Below are 25,817 nucleotides of genomic sequence, written 5' to 3' on the forward strand. Positions count from 1 at the left end.
GGCACTATAGTGCATCAAGGAGACAGTTATGTCCGCGCCGGCCCCCACGCAGGAACCCGTCACTTTCGAGCGCCACCCCGACAACTATCGCCACTGGAAACTGAGCTTCAACGGCCCGGTTGCCACGCTGAGCATGGATGTCGACGAAGAAGGCGGACTGCGCCCGGGCTACGCGCTGAAACTGAATTCCTATGACCTGGGCGTCGATATCGAACTGCACGACGCCCTGCAGCGCATCCGCTTCGAGCATCCGGAAGTGCGCACGGTGGTCATTACCAGTGCGCGTGACCGCATCTTCTGCTCGGGCGCCAACATCTTTATGCTCGGCCAGTCCTCGCATGCCTGGAAGGTGAACTTCTGCAAGTTCACCAACGAGACCCGCAACGGCATCGAGGACGCCAGCCGTCACTCCGGCCTGAAGTTCATTGCCGCCTGCAACGGCACCACCGCCGGCGGCGGCTATGAGCTGGCGCTGGCCTGCGACGAGATCGTGCTGGTGGACGACCGCTCCTCCGCCGTGAGCCTGCCGGAGGTGCCGCTGCTGGGCGTGCTGCCCGGGACCGGCGGCCTGACCCGCGTGACCGACAAGCGGCATGTGCGCCGCGACCATGCCGATATCTTCTGCACCACCACCGAAGGCGTGCGCGGCCAGCGCGCCAGGGACTGGAAGCTGGTCGACGAAGTGGTCAAGCCGGCGCGCTTTGCCGAATACGTCGCCGGGCGCGCCGCGGCGTTGGCCGCAGGCAGCGACCGTCCGCACGGCCATCACGGCATCGAACTCACGCCACTGTCGCGCACCGTTGAACCCGACGGCTATCGCTACGAGACCGTGCGCGTGCACCTTGACCGCGCCGCCCGCAAGGCCACGCTGACAGTGTTCGGGCCGGACCGCCACCAGCCCGCCGACCTGGCCGGCGCGGTCACGGCCGGCGCGCAGTGGTGGCCACTGAAGATGGCGCGCGAACTCGACGATGCCATCCTCACGCTGCGCACCAACCATCTGGACATCGGCATGTGGGTCATCAAGACCGACGGCGACCCCACCGCCGTGCTGGCCGCCGATGCCCTGCTGGAAGCGCACGCGAGCCACTGGTTCGTGCGCGAAACCATCGGCATGCTGCGGCGAACGCTGGCACGGCTGGACGTGTCGTCGCGCAGCCTGTTCGCGCTGATCGAGCCGGATTCCTGCTTCGCCGGAACACTGCTCGAACTGGCGCTGGCGGCGGACCGCAGCTACATGCTCCACCTGCCCGATGCGCCCGACGATGCTCCGCGAGTCTTCCTCTCCCCGACCAACTTCGGCCGCTACCCGATGCCGAACGGCCTGACCCGGCTGGCGGCGCGCTTCTATGGCGACGAGAAGGCGATCGAAGCCGCGCGTGAACATGTCGGCGCGCCGCTGGACGCCCTCAGCGCCGACTCGCTCGGGCTGATCACGGCCGCGCCCGACGACATGGACTGGGAAGACGAAATCCGCATCGCCATGGAAGAGCGCGCGAGCCTGTCGCCGGACGCGCTTACCGGCCTGGAGGCCAACCTGCGCTTCGGCGGCGCCGAAACCATGGAAACCCGCATCTTCGGCCGGCTCACCGCCTGGCAGAACTGGATCTTCCAGCGGCCCAACGCGGTGGGCGAAAACGGTGCGCTCAAGGTATTCGGCACCGGCAACAAGGCCCGCTTCGACTGGGACCGGGTCTGACCCCGGCCGCCGCACACGTCGCACAAAATTCGAGGAGATACGCGTGAGCATCGACTACAGCCAGAAGATCCCCAACAACGTCAACCTCTCCGACGACCGCGCCCTGCAACGCGCGCTCGAACACTGGCAGCCGGCCTTCCTGGACTGGTGGCGCGACATGGGGCCAGAGGGTTCGAACAATTTCGACGTCTACCTGCGCACCGCGACCTCGGTCGATCCGTCTGGCTGGGCGCATTTCGATTACGTCAAGATGCCCGACTACCGCTGGGGCATTTTCCTGCAGCCCGCCGATGCCGAGCGCAAGATCCATTTCGGCGAACACAAGGGCGAGGCCGCCTGGCAGGAAGTGCCGGGCGAGCATCGCGCCAACCTGCGCCGCATCATCGTCACGCAGGGCGATACCGAGCCGGCGTCGGTCGAGCAGCAGCGCCACCTTGGCCTGACCTGCCCGTCGCTCTACGACCTGCGCAACCTGTTCCAGGTCAACGTGGAGGAAGGCCGCCACCTGTGGGCCATGGTGTACCTGCTGCACCGCCATTTTGGCCGCGACGGCCGCGAGGAAGCCGAAGCCCTGCTGGAGCGCCGTTCCGGCGACGAGGACAATCCGCGCATCCTGGGCGCCTTCAACGAGCGCACGCCGGACTGGCTGTCGTTCTTCATGTTCACGTACTTCACCGACCGCGACGGCAAGTTCCAGCTGTGCGCGCTGGCCGAATCCGGATTCGATCCGCTCGCACGCACCACGCGCTTTATGCTGACCGAGGAAGCCCATCATATGTTCGTGGGCGAATCAGGCGTGTCGCGCGTGATCCAGCGCACCTGCGAAGTCATGCGCGAGCGCGGCATCCAGGATCCGGCCGATTTGCGCGCCGCCGGCGTGATCGACCTGGAGACCATCCAGCGCTACCTGAACTTCCACTACAGCGTCACCATCGACCTGTTCGGCGCCGACCAGTCATCCAATGCCGCCACGTTCTACAGCGCCGGGCTCAAGGGCCGCTTCGAGGAAGGCAAGCGCAGCGACGACCATATGCTCAAGGGCGACGTCTATCGCGTGCTGGAAGTGCAGGACGGCAAGCTCGGCGAGCGCGAGGCGCCGATGCTCAACGCGCTGAACGAAGTGCTGCGCGACGACTACATCCGCGATTCGGTGGGCGGCGTGTCGCGCTGGAACAAGGTCATCGAGAAGGCCGGCATTCCGTTCCGGCTCACGGTGCCGCACAAGGCGTTCAACCGCAGGATCGGTACTCTGTCCAATGTACGTGTATCGCCGACTGGCGAGCTGGTGTCAGAGGCGGAATGGCAGGCCAACGAGCGCAACTGGCTGGCCACCGCCGAAGACCGCGCCTTCGTGGCATCGCTGATGGGCCGCGTGGTGGAGCCCGGGAAGTACGCCAACTGGATTGCGCCGCCGGCGGTGGGCATCAACCGTCAGCCCATGGACTTCGAGTACGTACGTTTTAATTAAGAGACACTATCAAAACGATTCTGGCGTCGTTGCGCGGCCTTGCCGTACCAATTAGTACTGTCTGCGGCCGCGCCCTTGCAGGGCGCGCATTGCGCTGGCAGGCGCATGCCGTTCCGCAGGCTGATCGCTTTGCGATCCGAAACCCCTGCTACACCTTAGCCAGAACCGCTTCGCTTCGCTTTGATAGCGTCTCCGCTAAATGGAGACGCGCGGAGACACGACATGGGCGCCCCCGAAATCATCAAGCAGCACCTGATCGACCCGGAAATCTGCATTCGCTGCAACACCTGCGAAGACACCTGCCCGATCGACGCCATCACTCACGACGACCGCAACTACGTCGTGAAGGCCGATGTCTGCAACGGCTGCAACGCCTGCCTGTCGCCCTGCCCGACCGGCGCCATCGACAACTGGCGCACCATGCTCAAGGGGCAGGCGTATCCGATCGGGGAACAACTGTTGTGGGACGAACTCCCGGCGGAAGTGCCGCTGCCGGAGGCCGCGCTCGACGCCGCCGATGCAGCAAAGGATGATGCTGCCGCCGCGGCAGCGGGCGAAGGCGTCGCTGCGGTACAGGCGGTGGAAACCAGCCGGCACACGTCGTCCAGGGCGCCGTGGTCCGCCGCGCATCCGTATGTGAACCTGCATGGCGTGCGCGCGCCGGTCAGGGCGACCGTGGCCGGCAACTACCGGCTGACCGCCGAAGATGCCTCGAGCGATATCCACCATATCGTGCTGGACTTCGGCACGCAGTTCTTCCCGGTGCTCGAAGGCCAGGCCATCGGCATCGTGCCGCCTAGCACAGATGCCGCCGGCAAGCCGCACTACATCCGCCTGTATTCGATCGCCAGCCCGCGCGACGGCGAGCGGCCGGGCTACAACAACCTCGCGCTGACGGTGAAGCGCGTCGAAGAGGATCACGACGGGCGCCCGGTGCTCGGCGTGGCATCGAATTTCCTGTGCGACCTCGCCAAGGGCGACGAAGTGCAGGTGGTGGGTCCGTTCGGCAGCACCTTCCTGATGCCCAACCACCGCGAAGCCAGCATCATGATGATCTGCACCGGCACCGGTTCGGCGCCGATGCGCGCCATGACCGAACGCATGCGCCGCAATATAGAGCACTTCGGCGGGCGTCGCATGCTGTTCTTCGGCGCCCGCAACGCGCAGGAGCTGCCCTACTTCGGCCCGCTGCTGAAGCTGCCCAGGGACTTCCTCGACATCCATTTCGCCTTCTCCCGCGACCCGGCCACGCCGCGGCGCTATGTGCAGGACGCCATCCGCGAGGCCGCCGCGGCCGTTTCCACCCTGCTCGACGACCCCAACGGCCACGTCTATATCTGCGGGCTGAAAGGGATGGAGGAAGGTGTGCTGGCGGCGTTTGACGAGGTATGCACTGGCAGCGGGCGGTCATGGCCAGCGCTGGAAGCCGCCATGAAAGCGGAGGGCCGCCTCCATATCGAAACGTACTGACTCTCCTTCGAGCGGCCCACTTCAGACCGGCAGGCCCTTGGCACGCAGCATGACATTCCAGTGTTGAAGCGCAAAGACTCGAACGGACCGATTCCGTAAAGGCCGGCGAGATTGGTGCAGGGAATCTTTCGCTTTTGCGCGCGGTCAGGTGCGCGCGCCAGTAGCGTTAGCGGGCGAAGCATTCCGAATCCGGACACTCACTCGAGCTTGATATTCGCTCCCGGATCAGCGCGCCCCACATCTGATGCTCGGTGCGGATGTACTCCCCGAACTGCCTGGGCGTTCCACCCATGGGCATGCTGCCCTCGTTCGCCAGTTCAGGTACGTTCGACGACGCTTCTGCTTGTCGTTCCCGCCTTCGCGGGAACGACAATGGTTGTTGTCACGCTCGCGAATTATGGAAAGCTCAATAGTAATGGCCAGCGCTCCATGCAGTGGCTGCATCGTCAGTGTCGTAGCCAGCAAGCACATTGAGCATCTTGGCCGCGTCAGTCACGGTTCTTGCCATGGGGCCAGCCGCGTCCTGAACGCTCGAGTACGGAATGATCCCTGCGCGGCTGACCAAGCCCACCGTTGGCCGAATGCCGACGATGCTGTTCGCCGACGCAGGGGAACGAATTGAGTTGACCGTGTCGGTTCCAACGCCGAGCATCGCGTAGTTGGCGGCCAGACCCGCGCCCGTACCACCGCTCGATCCTCCTGGCGTCTGAGTTAGGTCATAGGGGTTTCGCGTCTGCCCTCCAAGCGAACTGCACATCCTTAGCCCCTCTGCGATTACTGCGGCGGCAAGGCGGTTCTTGCCCGCGTGGGAGTGGGAGAACCCGGGCAACACCTTCGGCCTGGGCCTGCGCCACAAGTTCTAGTTGCGACCTCGGCGCCTCCCCGTCGAGGCGCCGACCGGACCACCTTCGCCTCTCCAAAAAAATACTTCCACAATCATATGTTTATGCCTAAACTATGTGGAACAACAACGAGCGCGTGGCGACGATCGCGCGAAACAGGTTCCCAGGCGGCTTCTCCGGTTCCATATCCGCCACCCATCAGGAGACAGACAATGACCCCAGCTGGCAGCGCTCAGCCCTGGCATTCCACTTCTCGTGCGACCTATACGGTACTTTTCGTATGCTTTCTTGCGATTCTCTTTGAAGGCTATGACGTCGGCGTCATGGGAGCGGTACTGCCCGCGCTCGCCGACGACCGCAACTGGAGCCTGACGCCGCTGGAACTCGGTGCCCTCAGCAGCTATGCCCTCGTCGGCATGTTCTTTGGCGCCTTCCTGATCGGCACGCTGAGCGAGATGATCGGCCGCCGCCGCATGCTGCTGCTCTGCGTTTCCTTGTTCTCGCTGACCATGCTGGGTGCGTCCTACGCGCCGACGCCCGCCATCTTCGGCGTCTTGCGCTTTATGGGCGGGCTCGGCCTCGGCGGCGTCATTCCGGTCGCCGCCGCATTGACCATCGAGTACTCGCCGCCGCATCGCCGCAGCTTCAACTATGGGTTGATGTACTCGGGGTATTCGGTCGGCATTCTTTGCGCAGCCCTGATCGCGATGTGGCTGTTGCCGAATCTTGGCTGGCGTGGCGTGATTGGCCTGGGTGCCGTGCCCATGGTGTTAATACCGCTAATGGCGTGGCTGCTCCCCGAGTCGCTGGAGTACCTGGTGGGGCAAGGTCGGATCGATGAAGCGCAGGCATTGGCCGATCGCACTGGTCATGGCCGGCTGCCGTCACAATCCCGGCCCGCCAACAGCGCCGCCCGCGCCACCTGGCGCGACGTGATGTCTAGCATGTTCTCCCGCAACCAACTACGCGCGACAGCGTGCTTCTGGATCGCACTGTTCTTCGGCTTGCTGCTCGTCTACGGCCTCAATACGTGGCTGCCGACCATCATGCGCAAGAATGGCTACGACCTCGGCTCAAGCCTTTCCTTCCTGGTTATCTTCAGCCTTGCTTCCGCGGTGGGCGGTCTCTTCCTTGGCAGCGCGGCGGACAGAATGGGCGCACGTGGCACCGTCGCGCTCTTCTACCTGATCGGCGCTCTCGCCATCGGCGCGCTGATGTTCCGCAGTTCCGTTGCCGTCAACTACCTCCTGGTCGCGCTGGCAGGCGTGGGCAGCGTCTCGGCATCCCTGATTCTTACCGGCTACCTGGCCGGTTACTACCCGGCACACGCACGGGCCGCGGCAACTGGATGGGCCCTGAGCTTCGCGCGATTCGGCGCCATGAGCGGCCCGCTCGTCGGCGGCTACGTGGCCGGCTCAGGCCTGAGTTTCGGCTGGAACTTCATCACGTTCTCCATTGCCGGCCTTGCCGCTGCGCTGGCGGTGGCGCTGCTGCCATCGGCACGGCAACCAGTCGTCGTGGCCCGCGCAGGCCAGCAAAGCAACGCATAAATCGCCTGAGGAGGGACTTCGGCTTCCACGAAAGCCGTCCCCGTGATCTCGAGCTCCGTGCATATATATGATTATGGAAATGTTTCTGCTTAAACTATATTCGTCTCACCCCAACGTGAGCGTCAGGAAGAAAAGCCATGGCTGAGCGTTCGTTTGTCGAAGAAGTCAAGAAGTTGCGCCTGGGTTCCGGCGAGGTATTCAGCGGCGAAGGCATCCTCGCGGTCACCAAGGCGCTGCTGGAATCCGGCGTCGCCTACGTGGCCGGCTACCAGGGCTCGCCGATCTCGCACCTGATGGACGTGCTGGCCGATGCGCAGGACATCCTTGCCGAGCATGGCATCCGCTTCGAGAACAGCGCGAGTGAAGCCACCGCGGCCGCGTCGCTGGCGGCCTCGGTCAACTACCCGCTGCGCGGCGCGGTCACGTTCAAGGCTACCGTCGGCACCAACGTGGCCTCTGACGCGCTCGCCAACCTGGCTTCGGGCGGGGTCACCGGCGGCGCGCTGATCATCGTCGGCGAAGACTATGGCGAAGGTTCCTCGATCATGCAGGAGCGCAGCCACGCGTTCGCGATGAAGTCGCAGATGTGGCTGCTCGATCCGCGCCCCAACCTGCCGTGCATCGTGCAGGCGGTGAAGGACGGCTTCGACTTGTCCGAAGCCTCCAATACGCCGGTGATGCTCCAGCTGCGCGTGCGCTCGTGCCACGTACATGGCCAGTTCGTCGCTTCCGACAACCGCCGCAGCCGCTTCTCGATCCAGGACGCGCTGGACCATCCCACGCGCGACCTCAGCCGCATCGTGCTGCCCCCGGCGAGCTTCGTGCACGAGCACGAGAAGATCAAACAGCGCTGGCCCGCCGCCGTGAAGTTCATCGAGGAACGCCAGCTCAATGAGTTCTTCCAGGGCGAGATGGATGACATCGGCATCGCCGTGCAGGGCGGCAGCTACAACACGCTGATCCGCGCACTGGAGCGGCTCGGCCTGGCCGACGTGTTCGGCGAGTCGAAGATCCCCCTGTACGTGATGAACGTGGCCTATCCGCTGATCGATTCGGAGTGGGAACGCTTCTGCGCGGGCAAGCGCGCCGTGCTGGTGCTGGAAGAAGGCCAGCCCAACTTTATCGAGCAGAACGCCGCCAACATCCTGCGCATGGCAGGCACCACCGCGACGCTGCATGGCAAGGACCTGCTGCCGCTGGCTGGCGAGTACAACACCGCGACCGTGCTCAAGGGCCTGCGCGCGTTCCTCGAGCAGTACGGCAAGATCGAGCCGCTGCCGGAACCTAAGCCTGCACGCAAAGTGATCCCCCTGGTGCAGGCGCCCGCCGCCACCGTCGACGCCGTGGCCGCCGAGGTGCTGGAACCGCAGAAGCTGCTTGACGAGAGCGTGCATGCGCGCCCGCCCGGCTTCTGCACCGGCTGCCCGGAGCGCCCGATCTTTACCGCGATGAAGCTGGTCGAGCGCGAGATCGGCGAGCACCACGTGAGTGCCGACATCGGCTGCCACCTGTTCTCGATCCTGCCGCCGTTCAACCTGGGCAACACCACCATGGGCTATGGCCTGGGCAGCGCCAGCGCCGCGGCCCTGAACGCGCCCGGCGGCAAGCGGGCCATTTCCGTGATGGGCGACGGCGGCTTCTGGCATAACGGCCTGACCAGCGGCATCGCCAACGCGGTGTTCAACAAGAGCGACAACCTGACCATCGTGGTCGACAACAGCTACACGTCGGCCACCGGCGGGCAGGACATCCTGTCCTCGACCGCGCTGAACGACACCCGCAGCACCGGCCACGCCATCGAGGACGCGGTCAAGGGCGTAGGCGTCAAGTGGGTGCGCACCATCCGCCGCACTTATGACCTGAAGGCGATGAAGGCCACCCTCAAGGAAGCGCTGACCACCGGCGCCAAGGGCCCCAAGGTGCTGATCGCGCAGAGCGAATGCATGCTGAACAAGCAGCGACGCGAGAAACCGAAGACGCGCAAGGCGATCGCCGACGGCCAGCGCGTGGTGCGCGAGCGCTTTGGCGTGGATTCGGATACCTGCACCGGCGATCACTCGTGCATCCGGCTGTCCGGCTGCCCTTCGCTGACGATCAAGCCCAACCCGGACCCGTTGCGCACCGACCCGGTCGCCGCCGTGCTCGACAGCTGCGTGGGCTGCGGTCTGTGTGGCGAGGTCTCGCATGCAGCGGTGCTGTGCCCGTCTTTCTACCGCGCACAGATCGTCACCAACCCGACCCGTATCGACAAGCTGCGCCAGCGCCTGCGCGACAGCGTGATCGGCTTCCTGCAGCGCCGCGATGCCGCGCGCCGCACCCGCCTTGCATTCTGAACACCAAGCCTCGAGAGGTTCAATCGTGAACGCACCCAACAACCTCAGCGCCAAGCCGATCAAAGTCGCCATCCTAGCCATGGGCGGCGAAGGCGGCGGCGTGCTGGCCGACTGGATCGTGGATCTGGGCGAGCACAACGGCTATATCGCGCAAACCACGTCGGTGCCCGGCGTGGCGCAGCGCACCGGCGCCACCATCTACTACGTCGAGCTGTTCCCGCGCGATCTGGCCGAGCAGGCCGGACGCCAGCCGGTGCTGGCGCTGATGCCCACTCCTGGCGATGTCGATGTGGTACTCGCCTCGGAACTGATGGAAGCCGGCCGCGCAGTGCAGCGCGGACTGGTGACGCCGGATCGCACCACGCTGGTGTCTTCCACGCACCGCGTGTACTCCATCGCAGAGAAATCCGCGATGGGCGATGGCCGCGTCGACAGCAATGAGCTGATCGCCCATGCCGGCAAGGCCGCCAAACGCTTTGTACGCTTCGACATGGCACAGGCCGCCGAAGCCAGCGGCAGCGTCATCAGCGCCGTGCTGTTCGGCGCGCTGGCTGGCACCGGCGTGCTGCCGTTCAGCCGCGCGCAGTTCGAAGCCACGATCGAGCGCGGCGGCGTGGGCGTGAAGCCCAGCCTGCGCGCTTTTGGCGCGGCGTTCGCCACCGCCGAGGCCGCCGAGACGCCCGCCGCGGAAGCTGCAAAGCCGCTGGGCGAACTCAAGCCTCAGGATCCCGGGGTTGCGCGGTTGCTGCAGCGCGCGCGCACCGAACAGCCGGCCGGGAACTGGCCCGTGGTGGTAGAAGGCGTGCGCCGCATGATCGACTACCAGGACGTGGCCTACGCCGGCCTGTACCTGGATCGGCTGGCGGCCGTACGCCGGGCCGTCGGCAACGACGACGTCGCGCTGCTGCGCGAAACCGCGCGTCACCTGGCGCTGTGGATGTCGTACGAGGACACCATTCGCGTGGCCGACCTCAAGACCCGCGACTCGCGCTTCGCCCGGGTACGGGGCGAGGTGCGCGCCAGCGACAAGCAGCTGCTGGCGATCAACGAGTTCATGCACCCGCGCCTGGAAGAAATCTGCGAGACGCTGCCGGCCGGACTCGGCCGCTGGCTGATGCAGCCGCATTTCGTGCATCGCCTGGTGCGCCGTTTCACCACCTCTGGCCGCGTGGTCACCACCAGCTCGCTGCGCGGCTACCTGATGCTGTGGGCGGTCTCGCGCCTGCGCGGCATCCGCCGCAGCACGCTGCGCTATGCACTCGAAACCGAGCGCATCGAAGGCTGGCTGGCCCAGGTGCTGGCCGCCGCGCGCCTCAATCCGGCGCTGGCGCTGGAAGTGGTGCAGTGCCAGCGGCTGGTGAAGGGCTACAGCGACACCCATGTGCGCGGCCTGACCAACTACCAGACCCTGATGAACGCCGTAATGCGCGCCGGTGCCCGCCTGGCCCCGGCCACGCTGCGCGAGTTGCGCGAGGCCGCGCTGGCCGACGAGCACGGCAAGAAGCTGAAGGAAGCCCTCGCCCGCCACGCGCTGGCGTGATCACTCGCAAACCCAGGAACCGCAGACCATGAGCCCTACGCATACCTTCCGGCGCCAGCACAAGATCCATTTCTCGGAATGCGACCCGGCCGGCATCGTCTTCTACCCGCAGTACTTCGTGCTGTTCAACGACCTCATCGAACGCTGGGTCGACACCCTGTTGCCGGACGGCTACCACGGCGTGATCGGCGCGCGCCGGCTGGGCATGCCGACCGTGCACCTGGAGGTGGACTTCAAGGCGATCAGCCGCTTTGGCGACCAGGTCTGGCTGGAGCTGGAAGTGGTGCGCCTGGGGGGCAAGTCGATCACGCTGGCCTGGCGCTGCACCGGCGCAGACGGCGAGCTGCGCATGGCGGCCACGCAGACCATCGTGATGACTTCGCTGGACACGCACCAGGCGATTCCGGTACCCGATGACCTGCGGGCCGCCATCGAACACGGCCCTGTCCCCGCAGACCGGCCTTTTCCCGAAATCACCGTCTGAATGCCGACGGACCCGCTGCGCGGGTTCCGAGGGCTCCGGTAGTAACCTGATTGGAAGCAGCCATGAACATTGTATGTATCGGCGGTGGCCCCGCCGGCTTGTATTTCGGCCTGTTGATGAAACTCCAGGATCCCGCCAACAAGGTCGTGGTGGTCGAGCGCAACCGTCCCTATGACACCTTCGGTTGGGGCGTGGTGTTCTCCGACGCCACCATGGACAACCTGCGCGAGGCTGACCCGGTCTCGGCCGAGACCATCGGCGATGCGTTCAACCGCTGGGACGATGTCGAAGTCCACTTCAAGGGCCGCGCGGTGCGCAGCGGCGGGCACGGCTTCATCGGCATCGGCCGCAAGAAGCTGCTGAACATCCTGCAGGCGCGCTGCGAGGAAGTCGGGGTGGAACTGGTGTTCGAGAACTACGTCGAGGACGACCAGGCCATCGCGCGCAAGTACAACGCCGACCTGGTGCTGGCTTCCGACGGCCTCAACAGCGTGGTGCGCAAGCGCTATGCCGACACCTTCCGCCCCGACATCGACACGCGCAACTGCCGCTTTGTCTGGCTGGGCACGAAAAAGGTGTTCGACGCCTTCAACTTCATCTTCGTGCCGACCGAGCATGGCTGGTTCCAGGCACATGCCTACCGTTTCGAGGACGGCACCTCGACCTTCATCGTCGAGACCCCGGAAGAAACCTGGAAGGCCGCCGGCATCGACCAGATGAGCCAGGAAGAAGGCATCGCGTACTGCGAGAAGCTGTTCGCCCCGTACCTGGACGGCAACCCGCTGATCAGCAACGCCGGCCACCTGCGCGGCTCGGCGATCTGGATCCAGTTCCCGCGCGTGATCTGCGAGAAGTGGGTGCACTGGAACAACCTGAGCGGCGACAGCGGCCTGGAGAAGAAGGTGCCCGTGGTGTTGATGGGCGATGCCGCGCACACCGCGCACTTCTCGATCGGCTCCGGCACCAAGCTGGCGCTGGAAGATGCCATTGAGCTGGCGCGCACCCTCCGGAACATCGACGGCTCGCTGGAAGATGCACTGAAGCACTATGAAGCCGTGCGCTCGGTGGAAGTGCTCAAGATCCAGAACGCCGCGCGCAACTCGACCGAATGGTTCGAAAACGTCAGGCGCTATGAAGACCTCGAGCCCGAGCAGTTCGCCTACTCGCTGCTGACCCGCTCGCAGCGCATTTCGCACGAGAACCTGCGTGTGCGCGACAAGGCCTGGCTGGAAGGCTACGAATCGTGGCTGGCCGAACGCGCCGGCACGGATGCCGCCGCCGTACCGCCGATGCTGACGCCGTACACCGTGCGCGGCGTGGAACTGAAGAACCGTGTGGTGGTATCGCCCACCGCCATGTACTCGTGCCAGATGGGCGTGCCGGGCAATTTCCACATGGTGCACCTTGGCAGCCGCGCACTGGGTGGTGCCGGCCTGGTGATGGTGGAAATGACGGCGGTGTCGCCGGAGGGCCGCATCACGCAGGGTTGCCCGGGCCTGTGGAATGACCAGCAGGCAGCGGCATTCGCCGGCATCGTCGGCTTCGTGCATGAGCACACCAGCGCGCGCATCGGCGTGCAGATCGGCCACGCCGGCCGCCGCGGCTCGACCCAGCTGGGCTGGGAGCAGATGGACCACCCGCTGGCGGAAGGCAACTGGCCGCTGATCTCGGCCTCCGAGCTGCCATACCTGCCGGGCGTCTCGCAGACGCCGCGCGCCATGACCCGCGAGGACATGGACCGCGTGCGCGAGGACTTCGTCGCCGCCACCCGGCGTGCGGCCGCCGCCGGCTTTGACTGGCTGGAGCTGCAGGCCGGCCACGGCTACCTGCTGTCGAACTTCCTCTCGCCTGTGACCAACCAGCGCGGCGACGAATACGGCGGCTCGCTGGAAAACCGCATGGCCTTCCCGCTGGAAGTGCTGCGCGCGGTGCGCGCGGCATGGCCGCAGGACAAGCCGGTGTCGGTGCGTATTTCCGCCACTGACTGGGTCGAAGGCGGCAACAGCGCCGACGATGCAGTGGCGATGGCGCGCCTGTTCAAGGAAGCCGGCGCCGACATGATCGACTGCTCCTCCGGCGAAGTCTCGCCCGAGCAGAAGCCGGTGTACGGCCGGATGTTCCAGACGCCGTTCGCCGACCGCGTGCGCAACGAGGCCGGCGTGCCGACCATCGCCGTGGGCGCGATCACCGAAGCCGACCACGTCAACGGGATCATCGCCTCCGGCCGCGCCGACTTGTGCGCGCTGTCGCGCCCGCACCTGGCCGACCCGGCCTGGCTGCTGCGCGAAACGGCGCAACTGGGTTTCCGCCGCGTGGAATGGCCAAAGCAGTACCTGTTCGCCAAGGACCAGCTGGAGCGCAATATCAAGCGCGCCGCGGCCTGATGGTTTCTCCCCTCTCTTGCAAGTAGGAGGGGGGAAAGCACTCCTGAGAGGAAGACTATGTCCAATACCTCATATGACACCTACCGCGAGAACGTAGCCGGCCGCGCCGACGTGGAAGACACGCCCGAGCTGGTCGCCTACTACAAGGAGCTCGACGCGCTCAAGACCGGCGCGCTCTGGACCGTCGCCAACAAGATCGAGCCGTGGCAGCCGAAGTCCGAATCGGTGCCGGTGCTATGGCGCTACCGCGACCTGCGTGACCACGTGCTGCGTTCGGTCGAGCTGGTGACGCCTGAGAAAGCCGGCCGCCGCGTGATCTACCTGAACAACCCGGGCCGCCAGGACGTTTCGGCAGCGGTGGGCTGGCTCTATTCGGGCCTGCAGGTGATGCATCCAGGCGAAGCCGCGTCCGCGCACGCACACTCGTCCTCGGCGCTGCGCTTCATCATGGAAGGCAGCGGCGCCTACACCATCGTCGACGGCCACAAGATGACGCTGAACGCCAACGACTTCGTGCTCACGCCCAACGGCACCTGGCACGAGCATGGCGTGGCGGCTGAAGGCACCACCTGCATCTGGCAGGACGGCCTGGACATTCCGCTGGTCAACGCGATGGAAGCCGGCTTCTACGCCGTGCACCCGGACCTGCAGCAGGCTGTCACGCATCCGGTGGACGACATGCCGGCGATCTGGGGCGGCAAGGGCCTGCGCCCGCACGAGGGCAACTGGAGCAAGCCGTATTCGCCGCTGTACAAGTACGAATGGGCGCCGACCTACGAGGCGCTGGCGCGCCACAGCAAGGTCACCGATGGCAGCCCGTTCGACGGCGTGCTGATGCACTACGTCAACCCGGTCACCGGCGGCCCAGTGATGCCGACCATCGGCGCCAGCATGCAGCTGTTGCGTCCGGGCGAAGCCACCAAGGCCCACCGCCACACCGGCAGCTTTATCTACCAGGTAGCCAAGGGCAGTGGCTATTCGGTCATCAATGGCCAGCGCTTCGACTGGACCGAGCGCGACATCTTCTGCGTGCCGTCGTGGGCCTTCCATGAGCACGCGAACGCGTCGGCCAGCGATGACGCCGTCCTGTTCTGTTTCAACGACTTGCCGGTGATGCATTCGCTGGGCCTGTACCGCGAGCAAGCCCTGGCAGAGAACGGCGGGCATCAGGTGGTCCTTTAAACCTCAGCAGTACCTGTTTTCCAAGTTATGCAGCCGCACCCATTGCGGCCTTTTCCGGAGTTATCAAACCATGCGTCTCGTAACCTATCGCGCTGAAGTCGCTGCCGCCGCCCGCCTGGGCGCCATCGTCGACGGCAATGTCGTGGACCTCGCCCGCTTCGGCGCCGCCGTCGGCGTGGCGATTCCCTCCACCATGCTCGAGTTCATCGACCTGGGCCCCGAGGCGGTCCGCGCGACCGGCGCGCTGCTGAACGAATATCGCGGCAAGCTCCCGTTCGGCGTGGCCGTGCCGGCTTCCAACGTCAAGCTGCTGGCGCCGATCCCGCGCCCGCGCAAGAACATCTGGGGCATCGGCCTGAACTACGTCGAGCACGTCGCCGAATCCAGCCGCAGCCTGGACACCTCGAAGGAGCTGCCCAAGGAGCCGGTGATCTTCTCCAAGCCGCCCACCACCGTGATCGGCCCGGGCGACGCCATCGAGCACAACAAAGAGATCACCCAGCAGATGGACTGGGAAGTCGAGCTGGCCGTCATCATCGGCACGCGCGGCAAGGGCGTGAAGGAAGCCGACGCGCTGAACTATGTGTTCGGCTACAGCGTGATGATCGACATCTCGGCGCGCGACTGCCGCCGCGCCGGCCAGTGGATCTATTCCAAGGGCCAGGACACCTATGCCCCGTTCGGCCCGGTCATCGTCACCGCCGACGAGATTCCCGACCCGCACACGCTGGACCTGTCGCTGACCGTCAACGGCGTGACCAAGCAGAGCTCCAACACCCGCCACATGTTGTTCAAGGTGCCGGCGCTGATCGCGGACATCAGCAAGGGCATGGCGCTGGAACCCGGCGACATCATCGCCACTGGCACGCCGGACGGCGTGGGCGCTGGCCGCACCCCGCAGGAATGGCTGTGGCCGGGCGACACCGTGGTGGCCACGGTGGAAGGCATCGGCGAACTGCGCCACCCGGTGGTGGCTGTCTAAATCCCGTCCTCCCCGCGCAAGCGGGGAGGACCGCTTCAAGCGAGGCACACACATGCTCAACCTGCCCAAGTTCAAGGCCGCTGCCGTCCAGGCGGCCCCCGTCTTCCTGGATGCCGACGCGACCGTCGACAAGGTCTGCCGCCTGATCAGGGAAGCCGCCGGCAACGGCGCGAAGCTGGTCGCCTTTCCGGAAGTGTTCGTGGCCGGCTACCCGTACTGGAGCTGGCTGACCAACCCGGTCGACGCCAGCCCCTGGTTCGAGAAGCTGGTCAAGGCTTCGATCGAGATCCCCGGCCCGGAAATCCGCAAGATCGCGCAGGCCGCGCAGGTCAATCACATCAACGTGATCGTTGGCGTCAACGAGCGCAGCCGCACCGGCATCGGCACCCTCTTCAATACGCTGGTGACCATCAGCGACGAAGGCCGCATCCTGGGCCGCCACCGCAAGCTGGTGCCGACCTGGGCCGAGAAGCTGACCTGGGCCAACGGCGACGCCTCGGCGCTGCGCGTGCACCAGACCAGCGTCGGCCCGCTCGGCTCGCTGGCCTGCGGCGAGAACACCAACACGCTGGCGCGCTTCTCGCTGCTGTCGCAGGGCGAGCTGATGCACGTGGCCAGCTATATCGCGCTACCGGTGGCGCCGGCCGACTACGACATGGCCGAGGCCATCAAGGTGCGCGCCGCCGCCCACTGCTTCGAGGGCAAGGTGTTCACCGCGGTGTCGTGCTCGACGGTTTCGGAAGAGATCATCGAAGCGATGAGCCCGCTGAATCCCAAGGCACGCGAACTGCTGTCGCGCCGCAACAGCGCCTTCTCCGGCTTCCTCGGCCCGGATGGCCGCGTGATCGGCGAGCCGCTGATCGATACCGAAGGCATCGTCTACGCCGACATCGACCTGTCGCGCGGCATCCAGCCGCGCCAGATGCACGACATCACCGGCCACTACAACCGCTTCGACGTGTTCGACCTGCGCGTGAACCGCCGCCCGCTGCAGCCGGCGCAGTTCCTCGACGGCATCGCCCAGCAACCCGACCTCGACGCCGAGGACGCTGAACTCAACGCATTCGACCTGACCGAGACCAAGTAATGCAGTCCCCGATCTTTACCCCGCAGAAGCCCATTCGCATCGGCCAGATCGTGCCGTCGTCCAATACCACGATGGAGACGGAGATCCCCGCCATGCTCCGCGCGCGCGAACTCGACTTCGCCGAGCGCTTCACCTTCCACTCCAGCCGCATGCGCATGAAGAAGGTGGTGAAGGAAGAGCTGGAAGCCATGGACCGCGACAGCGACCGCTGCGCCATCGAACTCTCCGACGCGCGCGTCGACGTGCTGGGCTACGCCTGCCTGGTGGCCATCATGAGCATGGGCAAGGGCTATCACCGCGTCTCGGAAGCGCGCCTGACCCAGCGCACCGTGGAGAACGGCAACCCCGCGCCGGTTGTGACCAGCGCCGGCGCGCTGGTGGACGGCCTGCGCGCGATGGGCGCCAAACGCGTGTCGGTGGTGTGCCCGTACATGAAGCCGCTGACCAAAATGGTAGTCGAGTACATCGAGAGCGAAGGCGTGGAGGTGAAGGACTATTGCGCGCTGGAAATCCCCGACAACCTGCAGGTCGCCGCGCAGGATCCGGCGAATCTGCTGGAGATCTACAAACGCATCGACACCACCGGCGTTGATGCCATCGTGCTGTCGGCCTGCGTGCAGATGCAGTCGCTGCCGTCGATCCAGAAGGTCCAGGACGAGTCGGGCATCCCGACGGTATCGGCCGCCGTGGCCACCACCTGGCAGATGCTGCGCAAGCTGGACCTGCGCACCGAGGTCGCCGGTTGCGGCGAGCTGCTGAGCGGCAAGTACTGAGCGCCAGCCCACGCTTTCGTCGTCCCTGCCCGTGCGGGGACGACGCTTTGCACACGCATATGGACGACATTCACTTCTACGAGCCCACGCGCGGCCACGGGCTGCGGCATGATCCGCTGGCCGCCATTGTGGGCCCGCGCCCGATCGGCTGGATTTCGACGGTGGACAAGGCCGGGCGCGCCAACCTGGCGCCCTACGCATTCTTCAACGTTTTCAACTACACGCCGCCGGTGGTGGCGTTCTCCAGCGTCGGCTACAAGGACACCGTGCGCAACGTCGAGGACAACGGCGACTTTGTCTGGAACCTGGTGACGCGCCCGCTGGCCGAGCGCATGAACATGACCAGCGCCGGCGTGGCGCCCGAAGTCGACGAATTCGGCCTGGCGGGCCTGACGCCGGCACCGTCGCGGCTGGTGTCCGTGCCCCGCGTGCAGGAAAGCCCCGTATCGTTCGAATGCCGCGCGACCAAAGTCATGCAACTGAACCAGGCCGACGGCGCCATGCTCGAGACGTGGATGGTGCTGGGCGAGGTCGTCGGAGTGCATATCGACCGCGCCTACGTACAGGACGGTGTCTATGACACCGCCGCCGCACGCCCCATCCTGCGCGGTGGCGGCCCGGCCGACTACTACGAGGTCAGCAAATCGACGCTGTTCCAGATGCGCCGGCCGGCCTGAGGCGCGAAGCTGGGTTCAGTTCTGGCCTCAGTTGGCTGGGCGGTGCAGGTGGATCAGCCGCTTCAGCGTGGCGCGCAATTCGTCGGCCTTCTTCTTGCCGAGCGGCGCCAGCACGTGGTCCTCGTGGGCCCGGGCCTGTGCGATCAGGCTGGAGGTCAGCTTCTGCCCGCGCGGCGTGATGCGCACTAGCGTGATGCGCCGGTCGGTCTCGTGCGGAATGCGCTTGACGTAGCCCTGCGCCTCCATGCGGTCGAGCAGGCGCGTCACGGTGGGCTGCTTGGTCACCGATATCTGCGCCAGCTCTCCGATGCTGATTGGCTTGCCGCCGGACAGCGTAGACAGGACGCGCCAGTCTGAGATGGTGAAACCATTGGCTTGCACGATCACGTGGAATTCCCCCGAAATCAGCTGGCTGGCCTGGGCCAGAAGGGCCGGGGTGTAGTTGTCGACGAATTCGTCGTCGGCGGTGTCGATGGGCTGGTTCATGCGGTCCGGTGTTCGGGAAGCGGCCTCGTCGGCCGCGCGACGGGCAGAACATACCACGGCGGGAGAGTTCGTCCACGGCAAGGCAGGCCTGGCAGCCGTCTTGGCGTGCGCAATAAGTTTAGGTATAAAGTAACTGATTGCGCGGCTCCCTGGCTTCGCAGGCGAGCCAGACACGCTGCAATCCTGCAGGAGTGAGACGATGCAGACCGCCCCCCAGTCACCCGCCGACATAACGTCTTCTCCGGCGAGTGACGACAACTGCGCGCCACGAGGCATGCTGGCGAACTACCCCTCCTTTCGCTCCGAGGATGTGAAGGAGGCCCAGGGCAAGATCGCTGCGGTCTTTTGCCCGCATGAGCTGCGCGTGGTTGGTGCATTACAGCAATTGCACGTTCAGCACAATCTGGTGCGGCTGCATGAGACCGCCATCAACTTCCTTGCCTATGGCGCCCATGTAGAGATCGACCCTGGCTGCCTAGAGCACTTCTATCTCGCCCAGATCCCGGTTGCGGGCCATGCCGAAATCAAGTGTGGCTCGCAGGAGATACTTTCCGACGTCCGCACAGCCAGCCTGCTGAGTCCAGACACCCCAACCCGAATGCACTGGCACGAGGATTGTGCGCAAGTCTTGCTCTGGATCCAGAAGGAAGCCATCGAGCAACGTTTCGCATTGCTGACCGGGCGCGATCCCAGCGGCCCCCTTTCATTCGATCCGGCGCTGCCCCAGCACGCTGGGCTCTCGAGTCCATGGAGCCAGGCCGTACTCGACCTTACCAAGAATATCGACCAGCACGGCACCAACTGGCTCCAGTTTCCGGCCGCGGTGGCGTCGATGGAGGACTACCTGCTGCGGACGCTGCTGCTGCTTCAACCGCACACCCACACCTATCTCCTTGCGCGCAGCGCCGAGCCCGCCAGGCCACGTCATATGCAGCGGGTGATAGATTATGTCCGCGCGAATGCCGACACACCGCTGACTGTCGCCGACCTGGCGCAAGTCGCCTGCGTGAGCATCCGGGCGCTGGAAGAAGGCTTTCGCCGCCATCTCAATACGACGCCGTTAGTCTATCTGCGGGACGCCAGACTGGACTGCGTCCGGCAAGCGTTGATTGCTGCCGCCGGAGCGGAGCAGGCCTCCATCACGGATATTGCATATCGCTTTGGCTTCACGCATCTCGGCCGGTTTGCGGCGTACTACAAGAAGCGCTTCGGCGTTTCTCCGTCGGCGACCCTGCGCAGGGGTGCAGCGGAGCGCCATGGCAACGATGCCGGGCATTGAAAATCAGCGGGCTCTCCAGACCTCGCAATACCTCTGCGGCATCGACCCGTTTCACTGACTTGCAGTCGTTGATAAAACAACGCCACCCCGCGCTCGCGGGTGTACGGATACCTGCACGCCCGGCCATCCGGCAAGGCTGCCGCCCCACCCTTTCCTGACTCCACCGCCCCCTTTTCCCGGTCCGCCGGCGACGGCTCGTTATCTGGATATTGGCCGGCGGATTGCGGATAGCAGCGTCATCACCGTTACACCAAACTACGTTGCACATGGCTACATGCGAGCCAATACAACAAGTGGAGACGGACATGCAAGGAATCGAAGGCAAGACGGCGATTGTCACCGGTGGCGCGACTATGATTGGCGAGGCCGTGGTATCGGCCCTGGTCTCGGCTGGCGCCAACGTCGTTGTCGTCGACATCGACCAGCAAGGCGGCCGCAATGTTGCCGAGCGGCATCCGGAGCGCTGCCGCTATGTGGCCGTTGACGTGACCAGCGATGCCGACATCGCTGCCTGTATCGCCGACACCATGGAGACCTTCCGTGGCATCGACCTGCTCGTCAACTGCGCCTGCACCTACGTGGATAACGGTGCCGATTCCACACGCGAGCAGTGGCTGGAGTCCTACAACGTCAATGTCGTCGGCGCGGCGATGATGCTGAAGGCGTGCGTGCCGGAGATGAAAAAGCGCGGCGGCGGAGCGGTCGTCAACTTTGCCTCGATCTCCGCGGGCGTGGCGCAGTCGGGGCGCTGGCTGTACCCGATTACCAAGGCAGCGATGCAGCAATTTACACGTAGCGCCGCATTGGATCTAGCCCCGGACAACATTCGAGTCAACTCCGTCTCGCCGGGCTGGACGTGGTCCTCCGTCATCAGCGCGCTGAGCGGCGGCGACAGGGCGAAAGCCGACGGTATCGCCGCAGATTTCCACCCACTCGGCCGGCTCGGCAAGCCAGAAGAAGTCGCGCAAGTGGTTCGCTTCCTCCTGTCAGATGCTTCCGCCTTTGTTACCGGCGCCGACTATGCATGTGACGGCGGATACGGCGCCCTCGGTCCCGAGGGTCGGCAAGCAGCCATCAACCGGCTGACGGCATAAACCGGCCGGTGATTCTGGGCGACCTCGGTTCGCCCGGCACGAAGTTAATTGCACGCAAGACAATCCCACAGGAGAGACACATGATCCCCCATTCCATCGACAAGATCACGCCGCGCAAAATTGCGATTGTTGGCGCGGGTCAGGCAGGACTATTGCTCGGGTGCGGCCTGCTGGATCAAGGCTACGAGGTCGCGCTAGTGACAAACCGCACCGCTGACGAGGTATGGAGCGGCAAAGTGATGTCGTCCCAGTGCATCTTCGACCAGGCACTCCAGATCGAGCGCAATTTCCGGATGAATCAATGGGAAAGGCAGTGCCCCACGGTGGACGGCATCGGCCTGACCATCCCTACCGACGACGGCGAGGGCGAAATTGCCATCCACTGGCGCGCCCGCCTGAATGCCTACGCCCAGTCTGTCGATCAACGTGTAAAGATGCCAGGCTGGATGGCGGAGTTCGAAAGCCGTGGCGGCATTCTGCGTATCGAAAATGTCGAGATTCCCCAGCTTGAAGCCCTGGCCGAAAGTCATGATCTTGTTCTCCTGGCCGGTGGCAAGGGAGAGATCGTCAATCTGCTGACACGCAATGATGCACGCTCGCCTGTTCGTCACCCCCAACGCCAGTTGGCACTGGCTTACGTGACGGGCATGCAGCGCAGTGGCCCGTTTGAGTGCGTCAACTTTAATCTGATTCCCGGCATCGGCGAGTACTTTGTCTTCCCGGCCCTCACCACCCAGGGCAGTTGCGAAACTCAAGCCTGCGACATCATGGTCTTCGAAGCCATTCCTGGCGGCCCGATGGACCGCTGGGCAGACGTCAAGTCCGCCGATCAGCATCTGGATGTCTGCCTGGGCATCCTGCGCGACTACCTGCCGTGGGAAAGCGAGCGCTGTGCCAATGTACGACTCACCGATGCCAACGGGATCCTGAGCGGGCGCGTCACCCCGACCGTGCGCAACCCTACCCTTTCCCTGCCTTCCGGCCGGCTTGTAATGGGGCTCGGCGACGCGGTCATGGTCAACGACCCGATCACCGGCCAGGGCTCGAACAACGCCACCAAGGGCGCCCTGCACTATTTCGAGGCCATCCTGCGCCATGGGGACAAGCCCTTCGATAAGGCATGGATGCAGCAGACCTTCGACGGCCTTTACGAAGGCTATGCCGAACCGGTCATCCGTTGGACAAATTCCCTGCTGTTCCCGCCGCCAGACCACATCGTCAAACTGCTGGCCACAGCGCAACACGCGCCGCGCATCGCCCAGCGCATCGCCAACGGATTCAACGATCCGCGCGACTATGGCAGCTACTGGTTCAACGAGGAAGCCACCGAGGCCTGGATCGCTGAAGAGTCGCAGTCCAAGGCCGCCTGAGGCAAGAAAAGTCACCCACACGAAAGCAAGCAATCTGCTCACCGCGCAACGGTTGAGCAGGCGACAGGAGACAACAATGACCGACGCTCGCGAATTTCGGAATGCCCTCGGCCGCTTTGCCACGGGCGTAACCATCGTCACAACGCGCACCCCCGACGGAGAACCCTGGGGCGTGACCGTGAATAGTTTCAGCTCGGTATCGCTGGAGCCTCGCCTGGTTCTGTGGAGCCTCGCCAAGAAGTCCTACAGCCTCGAGGCATTCCAGAAGACCGGGAGTTTCGTGATCCACGTCCTGGCAGCCGACCAGGAACATGTCTCCAACCGCTTCGCACGAGGCGCGGAAGGCAAGTTTTCGGGCGTCCCCTGCACGGATGGCCTCGATGGCTCGCCGGTCCTGTCAGGTTGCGCAGCGGTATTCCAATGCCGCAACACGCATCAGTATGACGGCGGCGATCACATCATCTTCCTGGGCGAGGTCCGGCACTTTGACACATCGAATCGGGAATCCCTGCTCTTCTACAAGGGAAACTACGCGCGTACCGCCAACGCTCTTACGGAGCTGTCAGAGCTGATCCGCACCGAATACGTCGCCGCGACCTAATACCGGTACCGCACACGGCAATCCGTCCAAAGGAAGCTGGCCAACGCCGCGCCCGAACGTATTTGCCCGCCTCTCTTATCCTTGCCCCCGGGATACTCCAATGAGTACGTATGACGCCGTCATTGTCGGCAGTGGTATCAATTCGCTCGTCTGCGCTGCGGTTCTAGCCAGACGCGGCAAGCGTGTCTGCGTGCTGGAACGCAATAGCACGCTGGGCGGATGCATTCGCACGGAGGCCCTGAATGCACCGGGCTATCTCCACGACACGTTGTCCACGGCACATCCGCTGTTTGTCACGTCGCCAGGCTACGCGGAGCTGAAGGATGAACTTCATCAGGCAGGACTCAGCTACCGCAATAACAGTACGCCCACTGGCGTACTGTTGCCCGATAACCGTTCGCTGATTCTGAGCACGTCCCGTGAGCGCAATGTCAGCACCTTCAATACGCTGGCAAGCGGCGACGGTGATGCCTTCCAGTCCGCCATGCAAGAGGTCGAGCAAAACGCCGGCCTGGTGTTCTCGCTGCTTGGCAACGAACTGTGGAGTGCCGGTGTTGCAAAGACCGTGGCCGGCCGCCTGTGGAAACAAGGCGTGCATGACACCGTCGCCTTCTTTTCCCCTGCCCTGATGAGTTGCCGCAGCTGGCTGGAGACCCGGGTCAAATCCGACCTGGTCCAGGCGCTGCTCGCGCCTTGGGTACTGCATACAGGCCTTGGCCCGGAAAGCGCCATGTCTGCCTTGATGGGAAAAGTCGTCGCCTTCACGCTGGAGGCGGTTGGCCTGCCTATCGTCCAAGGCGGCAATGCCCGTACTGTCGACGCCTTTCGCAGAGTCATCGAGAGCCGGGGTGGTGCTTTCCACGTTAATGCCGACGTCGAGGACATCCTGGTCGAGGGCGGCTCGGCGCGCGGCGTAAGGACGCGGGACAACCGCGTTTTCATGGGCAAGGAGATCATCTGCAACGTCACGCCCGGCCAGCTTTACGGAAAGCTGCTGGCCGCCAAGCACGTTCCCCCTGGCCTACGTCAGCAGGCAGCCGAGTACCGCTACGGCAAGGGGAACATGCAGATCCATTTGGCGCTGTCCGCCCCTCCGGACTGGCCCCAAGAACATCTGCGCGATGTCATCTACCTGCACCTTACCTCGGGGCTGGACGGTGTCTCCAGGGCAGTCAGCGAAGCAGAGCGAGGCCTGCTTCCAGCCGAAGGCACGATTTGCGTTGCCCAGCCTTGCGCTGTTGACCCTTCCAGAAGCCCGGCCGGAGGCTGGGTGCTCTGGATTCAGGTTCCGGAGTGTCCGCGTCAAGTCAAGGGCGATGCGCTTGGAGAGATCGCTGTTCCCGCGGATGGTCGCTGGACCGCCGAACTCCGTGAGCGCTACGCCGACCGGATTATCGATCGCATTGCCCGCCAGGTTCCAGATCTCAAAGCGAGCGTCGTCGGGCGTACGGTCATCTCCCCGGCGGATCTTGAGTCGATGAACGTCAACCTCGTCGGCGGTGATCCCTATTCCGGTGAATGCAGCATCGACCAGTTCATGTTCTGGCGTCCGGTCCCTGGCGTCAAGGATCACGCTACCCCGGTTAAACATCTGCACCACATCGGCGCCTCGACCCATCCAGGACCCGGTCTTGGCGGTACCTCCGGTTACCACGTCGCAAATGCGCTCGCAAAGAAACGGGCGAAATCTAACTCATAAGTGAAGCAACCACAGGAGACAACAACCATGAGCAACAGCCTCGCCCACTTTGCAGCAGACCTGCTGTCCGGCCGCATCCGCGTGGTGGATCTGACGCAGACCTTGAGTTCTGAATTTCCGACCATCTCGCTGCCTCCGGAGATGGGCCAGACCTGGCCCTTCCGGCAAGAAACTATCTCGCGCTACGACGATCGCGGACCGAACTGGTACTGGAATAACTTCTCCTGCGGCGAACATACAGGGACTCACTTCGACGCACCAGTCCATTGGATCTCTGGTAAGGACTTGCCGGACAATACGACCGACACCATCCCTGCCGAAAAATTCTTCGCCACCGCCTGCGTCATCGACTGCTCAAGGGAGGCCGCGGAAGACCCGGACTACTTGCTCACTGTCGACGCCGTCAAAGCCTGGGAAGCACGGCATGGCCGCATCCCTCCGCGCTCCTGGGTCCTGATGCGCACCGACTGGTCCAAGCGCAATAGTCCCGAGGCGTACCTGAATGCGCGTGACGACGGCATGCACACACCTGGCCCTGACCTGGGCGTCGTCCAGTGGATGATTGAAGAGCGCGATGTCCATGGATTTGGCGTCGAAGCAATTGGCACCGACGCGGGCCAGTCCTATGGCTGGGAGTTACCGTTCCCGTGCCATTACCTCATGCATGGCAACAACCGCTACGGTCTGCAATGCCTGACCAATCTCGACCAACTCCCGCCGCAGGGTGCATTGATTGTCGCCGCCCCGCTGAAGATCAAGGACGGTTCCGGCAGCCCGCTTCGCGTCCTGGCTCTTATTCCCGGCTGATATTCCGCTA

21 protein-coding genes are annotated in these 25,817 nt (G+C 64.6%); 19 read left to right on the forward strand and 2 right to left on the reverse strand.

Annotated elements, in window-relative coordinates; all coding sequences use genetic code 11:
* Positions 1-28 precede the first annotated feature (28 nt).
* The 3 genes from boxC (at position 29) to boxA (ending at position 4,637) form a co-directional block, all read left to right on the forward strand.
* Entirely contained in the window at positions 29-1,699 is a 1,671-nt protein-coding gene (gene boxC, locus RM96_RS00075) for a 2,3-epoxybenzoyl-CoA dihydrolase (RefSeq protein ID WP_039006369.1), read from the forward strand.
* A gap of 43 nt (positions 1,700-1,742) precedes the next feature.
* Complete coding sequence (gene boxB, locus RM96_RS00080; protein ID WP_039006370.1) at positions 1,743-3,167, forward strand: benzoyl-CoA 2,3-epoxidase subunit BoxB; 1,425 nt, start codon at positions 1,743-1,745, stop codon at positions 3,165-3,167.
* Positions 3,168-3,389: 222 nt separating this feature from the next.
* The gene (gene boxA, locus RM96_RS00085; RefSeq protein ID WP_039006372.1) at positions 3,390-4,637 is read left to right on the forward strand and encodes a benzoyl-CoA 2,3-epoxidase subunit BoxA; all 1,248 of its coding nucleotides are present in this window, start codon (positions 3,390-3,392) and stop codon (positions 4,635-4,637) included.
* Between the two features lie 406 nt (positions 4,638-5,043).
* Here the strand turns inward: boxA and RM96_RS00090 are convergent, their stop codons facing one another.
* Positions 5,044-5,394 (reverse strand): amidase family protein, encoded by a 351-nt coding sequence (locus tag RM96_RS00090; RefSeq protein ID WP_082016369.1) that lies wholly within the window; start codon positions 5,392-5,394, stop codon positions 5,044-5,046.
* Positions 5,395-5,691: 297 nt separating this feature from the next.
* Between RM96_RS00090 and RM96_RS00095 the strand changes: the two genes are divergently transcribed.
* The 10 genes from RM96_RS00095 (at position 5,692) to RM96_RS00140 (ending at position 18,471) form a co-directional block, all read left to right on the forward strand.
* Complete coding sequence (locus tag RM96_RS00095) at positions 5,692-7,029, forward strand: MFS transporter (RefSeq protein ID WP_039006374.1); 1,338 nt, start codon at positions 5,692-5,694, stop codon at positions 7,027-7,029.
* Positions 7,030-7,166: 137 nt separating this feature from the next.
* Positions 7,167-9,362 (forward strand): thiamine pyrophosphate-dependent enzyme, encoded by a 2,196-nt coding sequence (locus tag RM96_RS00100; RefSeq protein WP_039006380.1) that lies wholly within the window; start codon positions 7,167-7,169, stop codon positions 9,360-9,362.
* A 79-nt stretch (positions 9,363-9,441) separates the two neighbouring features.
* Positions 9,442-10,902 carry an indolepyruvate oxidoreductase subunit beta family protein gene (locus tag RM96_RS00105; protein ID WP_052279247.1) on the forward strand — a complete coding sequence of 487 codons (1,461 nt, stop codon included), beginning with the start codon at positions 9,442-9,444 and terminating at the stop codon, positions 10,900-10,902.
* 28 nt (positions 10,903-10,930) lie between these two features.
* Positions 10,931-11,386, forward strand: coding sequence for an acyl-CoA thioesterase (locus RM96_RS00110; RefSeq protein ID WP_039006383.1), 456 nt, complete (start codon positions 10,931-10,933; stop codon positions 11,384-11,386).
* Positions 11,387-11,448: 62 nt separating this feature from the next.
* Positions 11,449-13,770 carry a bifunctional salicylyl-CoA 5-hydroxylase/oxidoreductase gene (locus RM96_RS00115; protein WP_039006384.1) on the forward strand — a complete coding sequence of 774 codons (2,322 nt, stop codon included), beginning with the start codon at positions 11,449-11,451 and terminating at the stop codon, positions 13,768-13,770.
* Positions 13,771-13,827: 57 nt separating this feature from the next.
* Entirely contained in the window at positions 13,828-14,952 is a 1,125-nt protein-coding gene (locus RM96_RS00120; RefSeq protein WP_039006385.1) for a cupin domain-containing protein, read from the forward strand.
* A gap of 70 nt (positions 14,953-15,022) precedes the next feature.
* Positions 15,023-15,934: a fumarylacetoacetate hydrolase family protein gene (locus RM96_RS00125; protein WP_039006386.1), complete on the forward strand. Its 912-nt coding sequence runs from the start codon at positions 15,023-15,025 to the stop codon at positions 15,932-15,934.
* Positions 15,935-15,986: 52 nt separating this feature from the next.
* Complete coding sequence (locus tag RM96_RS00130) at positions 15,987-17,021, forward strand: carbon-nitrogen hydrolase family protein (protein ID WP_039006390.1); 1,035 nt, start codon at positions 15,987-15,989, stop codon at positions 17,019-17,021.
* Entirely contained in the window at positions 17,021-17,794 is a 774-nt protein-coding gene (locus RM96_RS00135; RefSeq protein ID WP_039006391.1) for a maleate cis-trans isomerase family protein, read from the forward strand. Before RM96_RS00130 ends, RM96_RS00135 begins: the two co-directional genes overlap by 1 nt.
* 59 nt (positions 17,795-17,853) lie before the next feature.
* A complete protein-coding gene (locus RM96_RS00140) occupies positions 17,854-18,471 on the forward strand; it encodes a flavin reductase family protein (protein WP_039006393.1) in 618 nt (205 codons plus the stop codon).
* Positions 18,472-18,498: 27 nt separating this feature from the next.
* Here RM96_RS00140 and RM96_RS00145 read toward each other — a convergent pair whose 3' ends face one another.
* The gene (locus RM96_RS00145) at positions 18,499-18,957 is read right to left on the reverse strand and encodes a MarR family winged helix-turn-helix transcriptional regulator (protein ID WP_039006394.1); all 459 of its coding nucleotides are present in this window, start codon (positions 18,955-18,957) and stop codon (positions 18,499-18,501) included.
* A gap of 199 nt (positions 18,958-19,156) precedes the next feature.
* Between RM96_RS00145 and RM96_RS00150 the strand changes: the two genes are divergently transcribed.
* The 6 genes from RM96_RS00150 (at position 19,157) to RM96_RS00175 (ending at position 25,807) form a co-directional block, all read left to right on the forward strand.
* Positions 19,157-20,236: an AraC family transcriptional regulator gene (locus RM96_RS00150; RefSeq protein WP_039006396.1), complete on the forward strand. Its 1,080-nt coding sequence runs from the start codon at positions 19,157-19,159 to the stop codon at positions 20,234-20,236.
* Positions 20,237-20,541: 305 nt separating this feature from the next.
* Positions 20,542-21,330 carry an SDR family oxidoreductase gene (locus RM96_RS00155; protein ID WP_039006397.1) on the forward strand — a complete coding sequence of 263 codons (789 nt, stop codon included), beginning with the start codon at positions 20,542-20,544 and terminating at the stop codon, positions 21,328-21,330.
* Positions 21,331-21,410: 80 nt separating this feature from the next.
* Positions 21,411-22,700: a styrene monooxygenase/indole monooxygenase family protein gene (locus tag RM96_RS00160; protein WP_039006399.1), complete on the forward strand. Its 1,290-nt coding sequence runs from the start codon at positions 21,411-21,413 to the stop codon at positions 22,698-22,700.
* A 76-nt stretch (positions 22,701-22,776) separates the two neighbouring features.
* On the forward strand, positions 22,777-23,301 hold the full coding sequence (locus RM96_RS00165; protein ID WP_039006401.1) for a flavin reductase family protein: 525 nt from the start codon (positions 22,777-22,779) through the stop codon (positions 23,299-23,301).
* A gap of 100 nt (positions 23,302-23,401) precedes the next feature.
* Positions 23,402-25,000: a phytoene desaturase family protein gene (locus RM96_RS00170; RefSeq protein ID WP_039006402.1), complete on the forward strand. Its 1,599-nt coding sequence runs from the start codon at positions 23,402-23,404 to the stop codon at positions 24,998-25,000.
* 27 nt (positions 25,001-25,027) lie between these two features.
* Positions 25,028-25,807, forward strand: a complete 780-nt coding sequence (locus tag RM96_RS00175) for a cyclase family protein (RefSeq protein ID WP_039006403.1) — start codon at positions 25,028-25,030, stop codon at positions 25,805-25,807.
* Positions 25,808-25,817 lie beyond the last annotated feature (10 nt).

Origin of the sequence: Cupriavidus sp. IDO (genome assembly GCF_000812465.1) — a bacterium.
In the GTDB taxonomy this organism is placed as follows: domain Bacteria; phylum Pseudomonadota; class Gammaproteobacteria; order Burkholderiales; family Burkholderiaceae; genus Cupriavidus.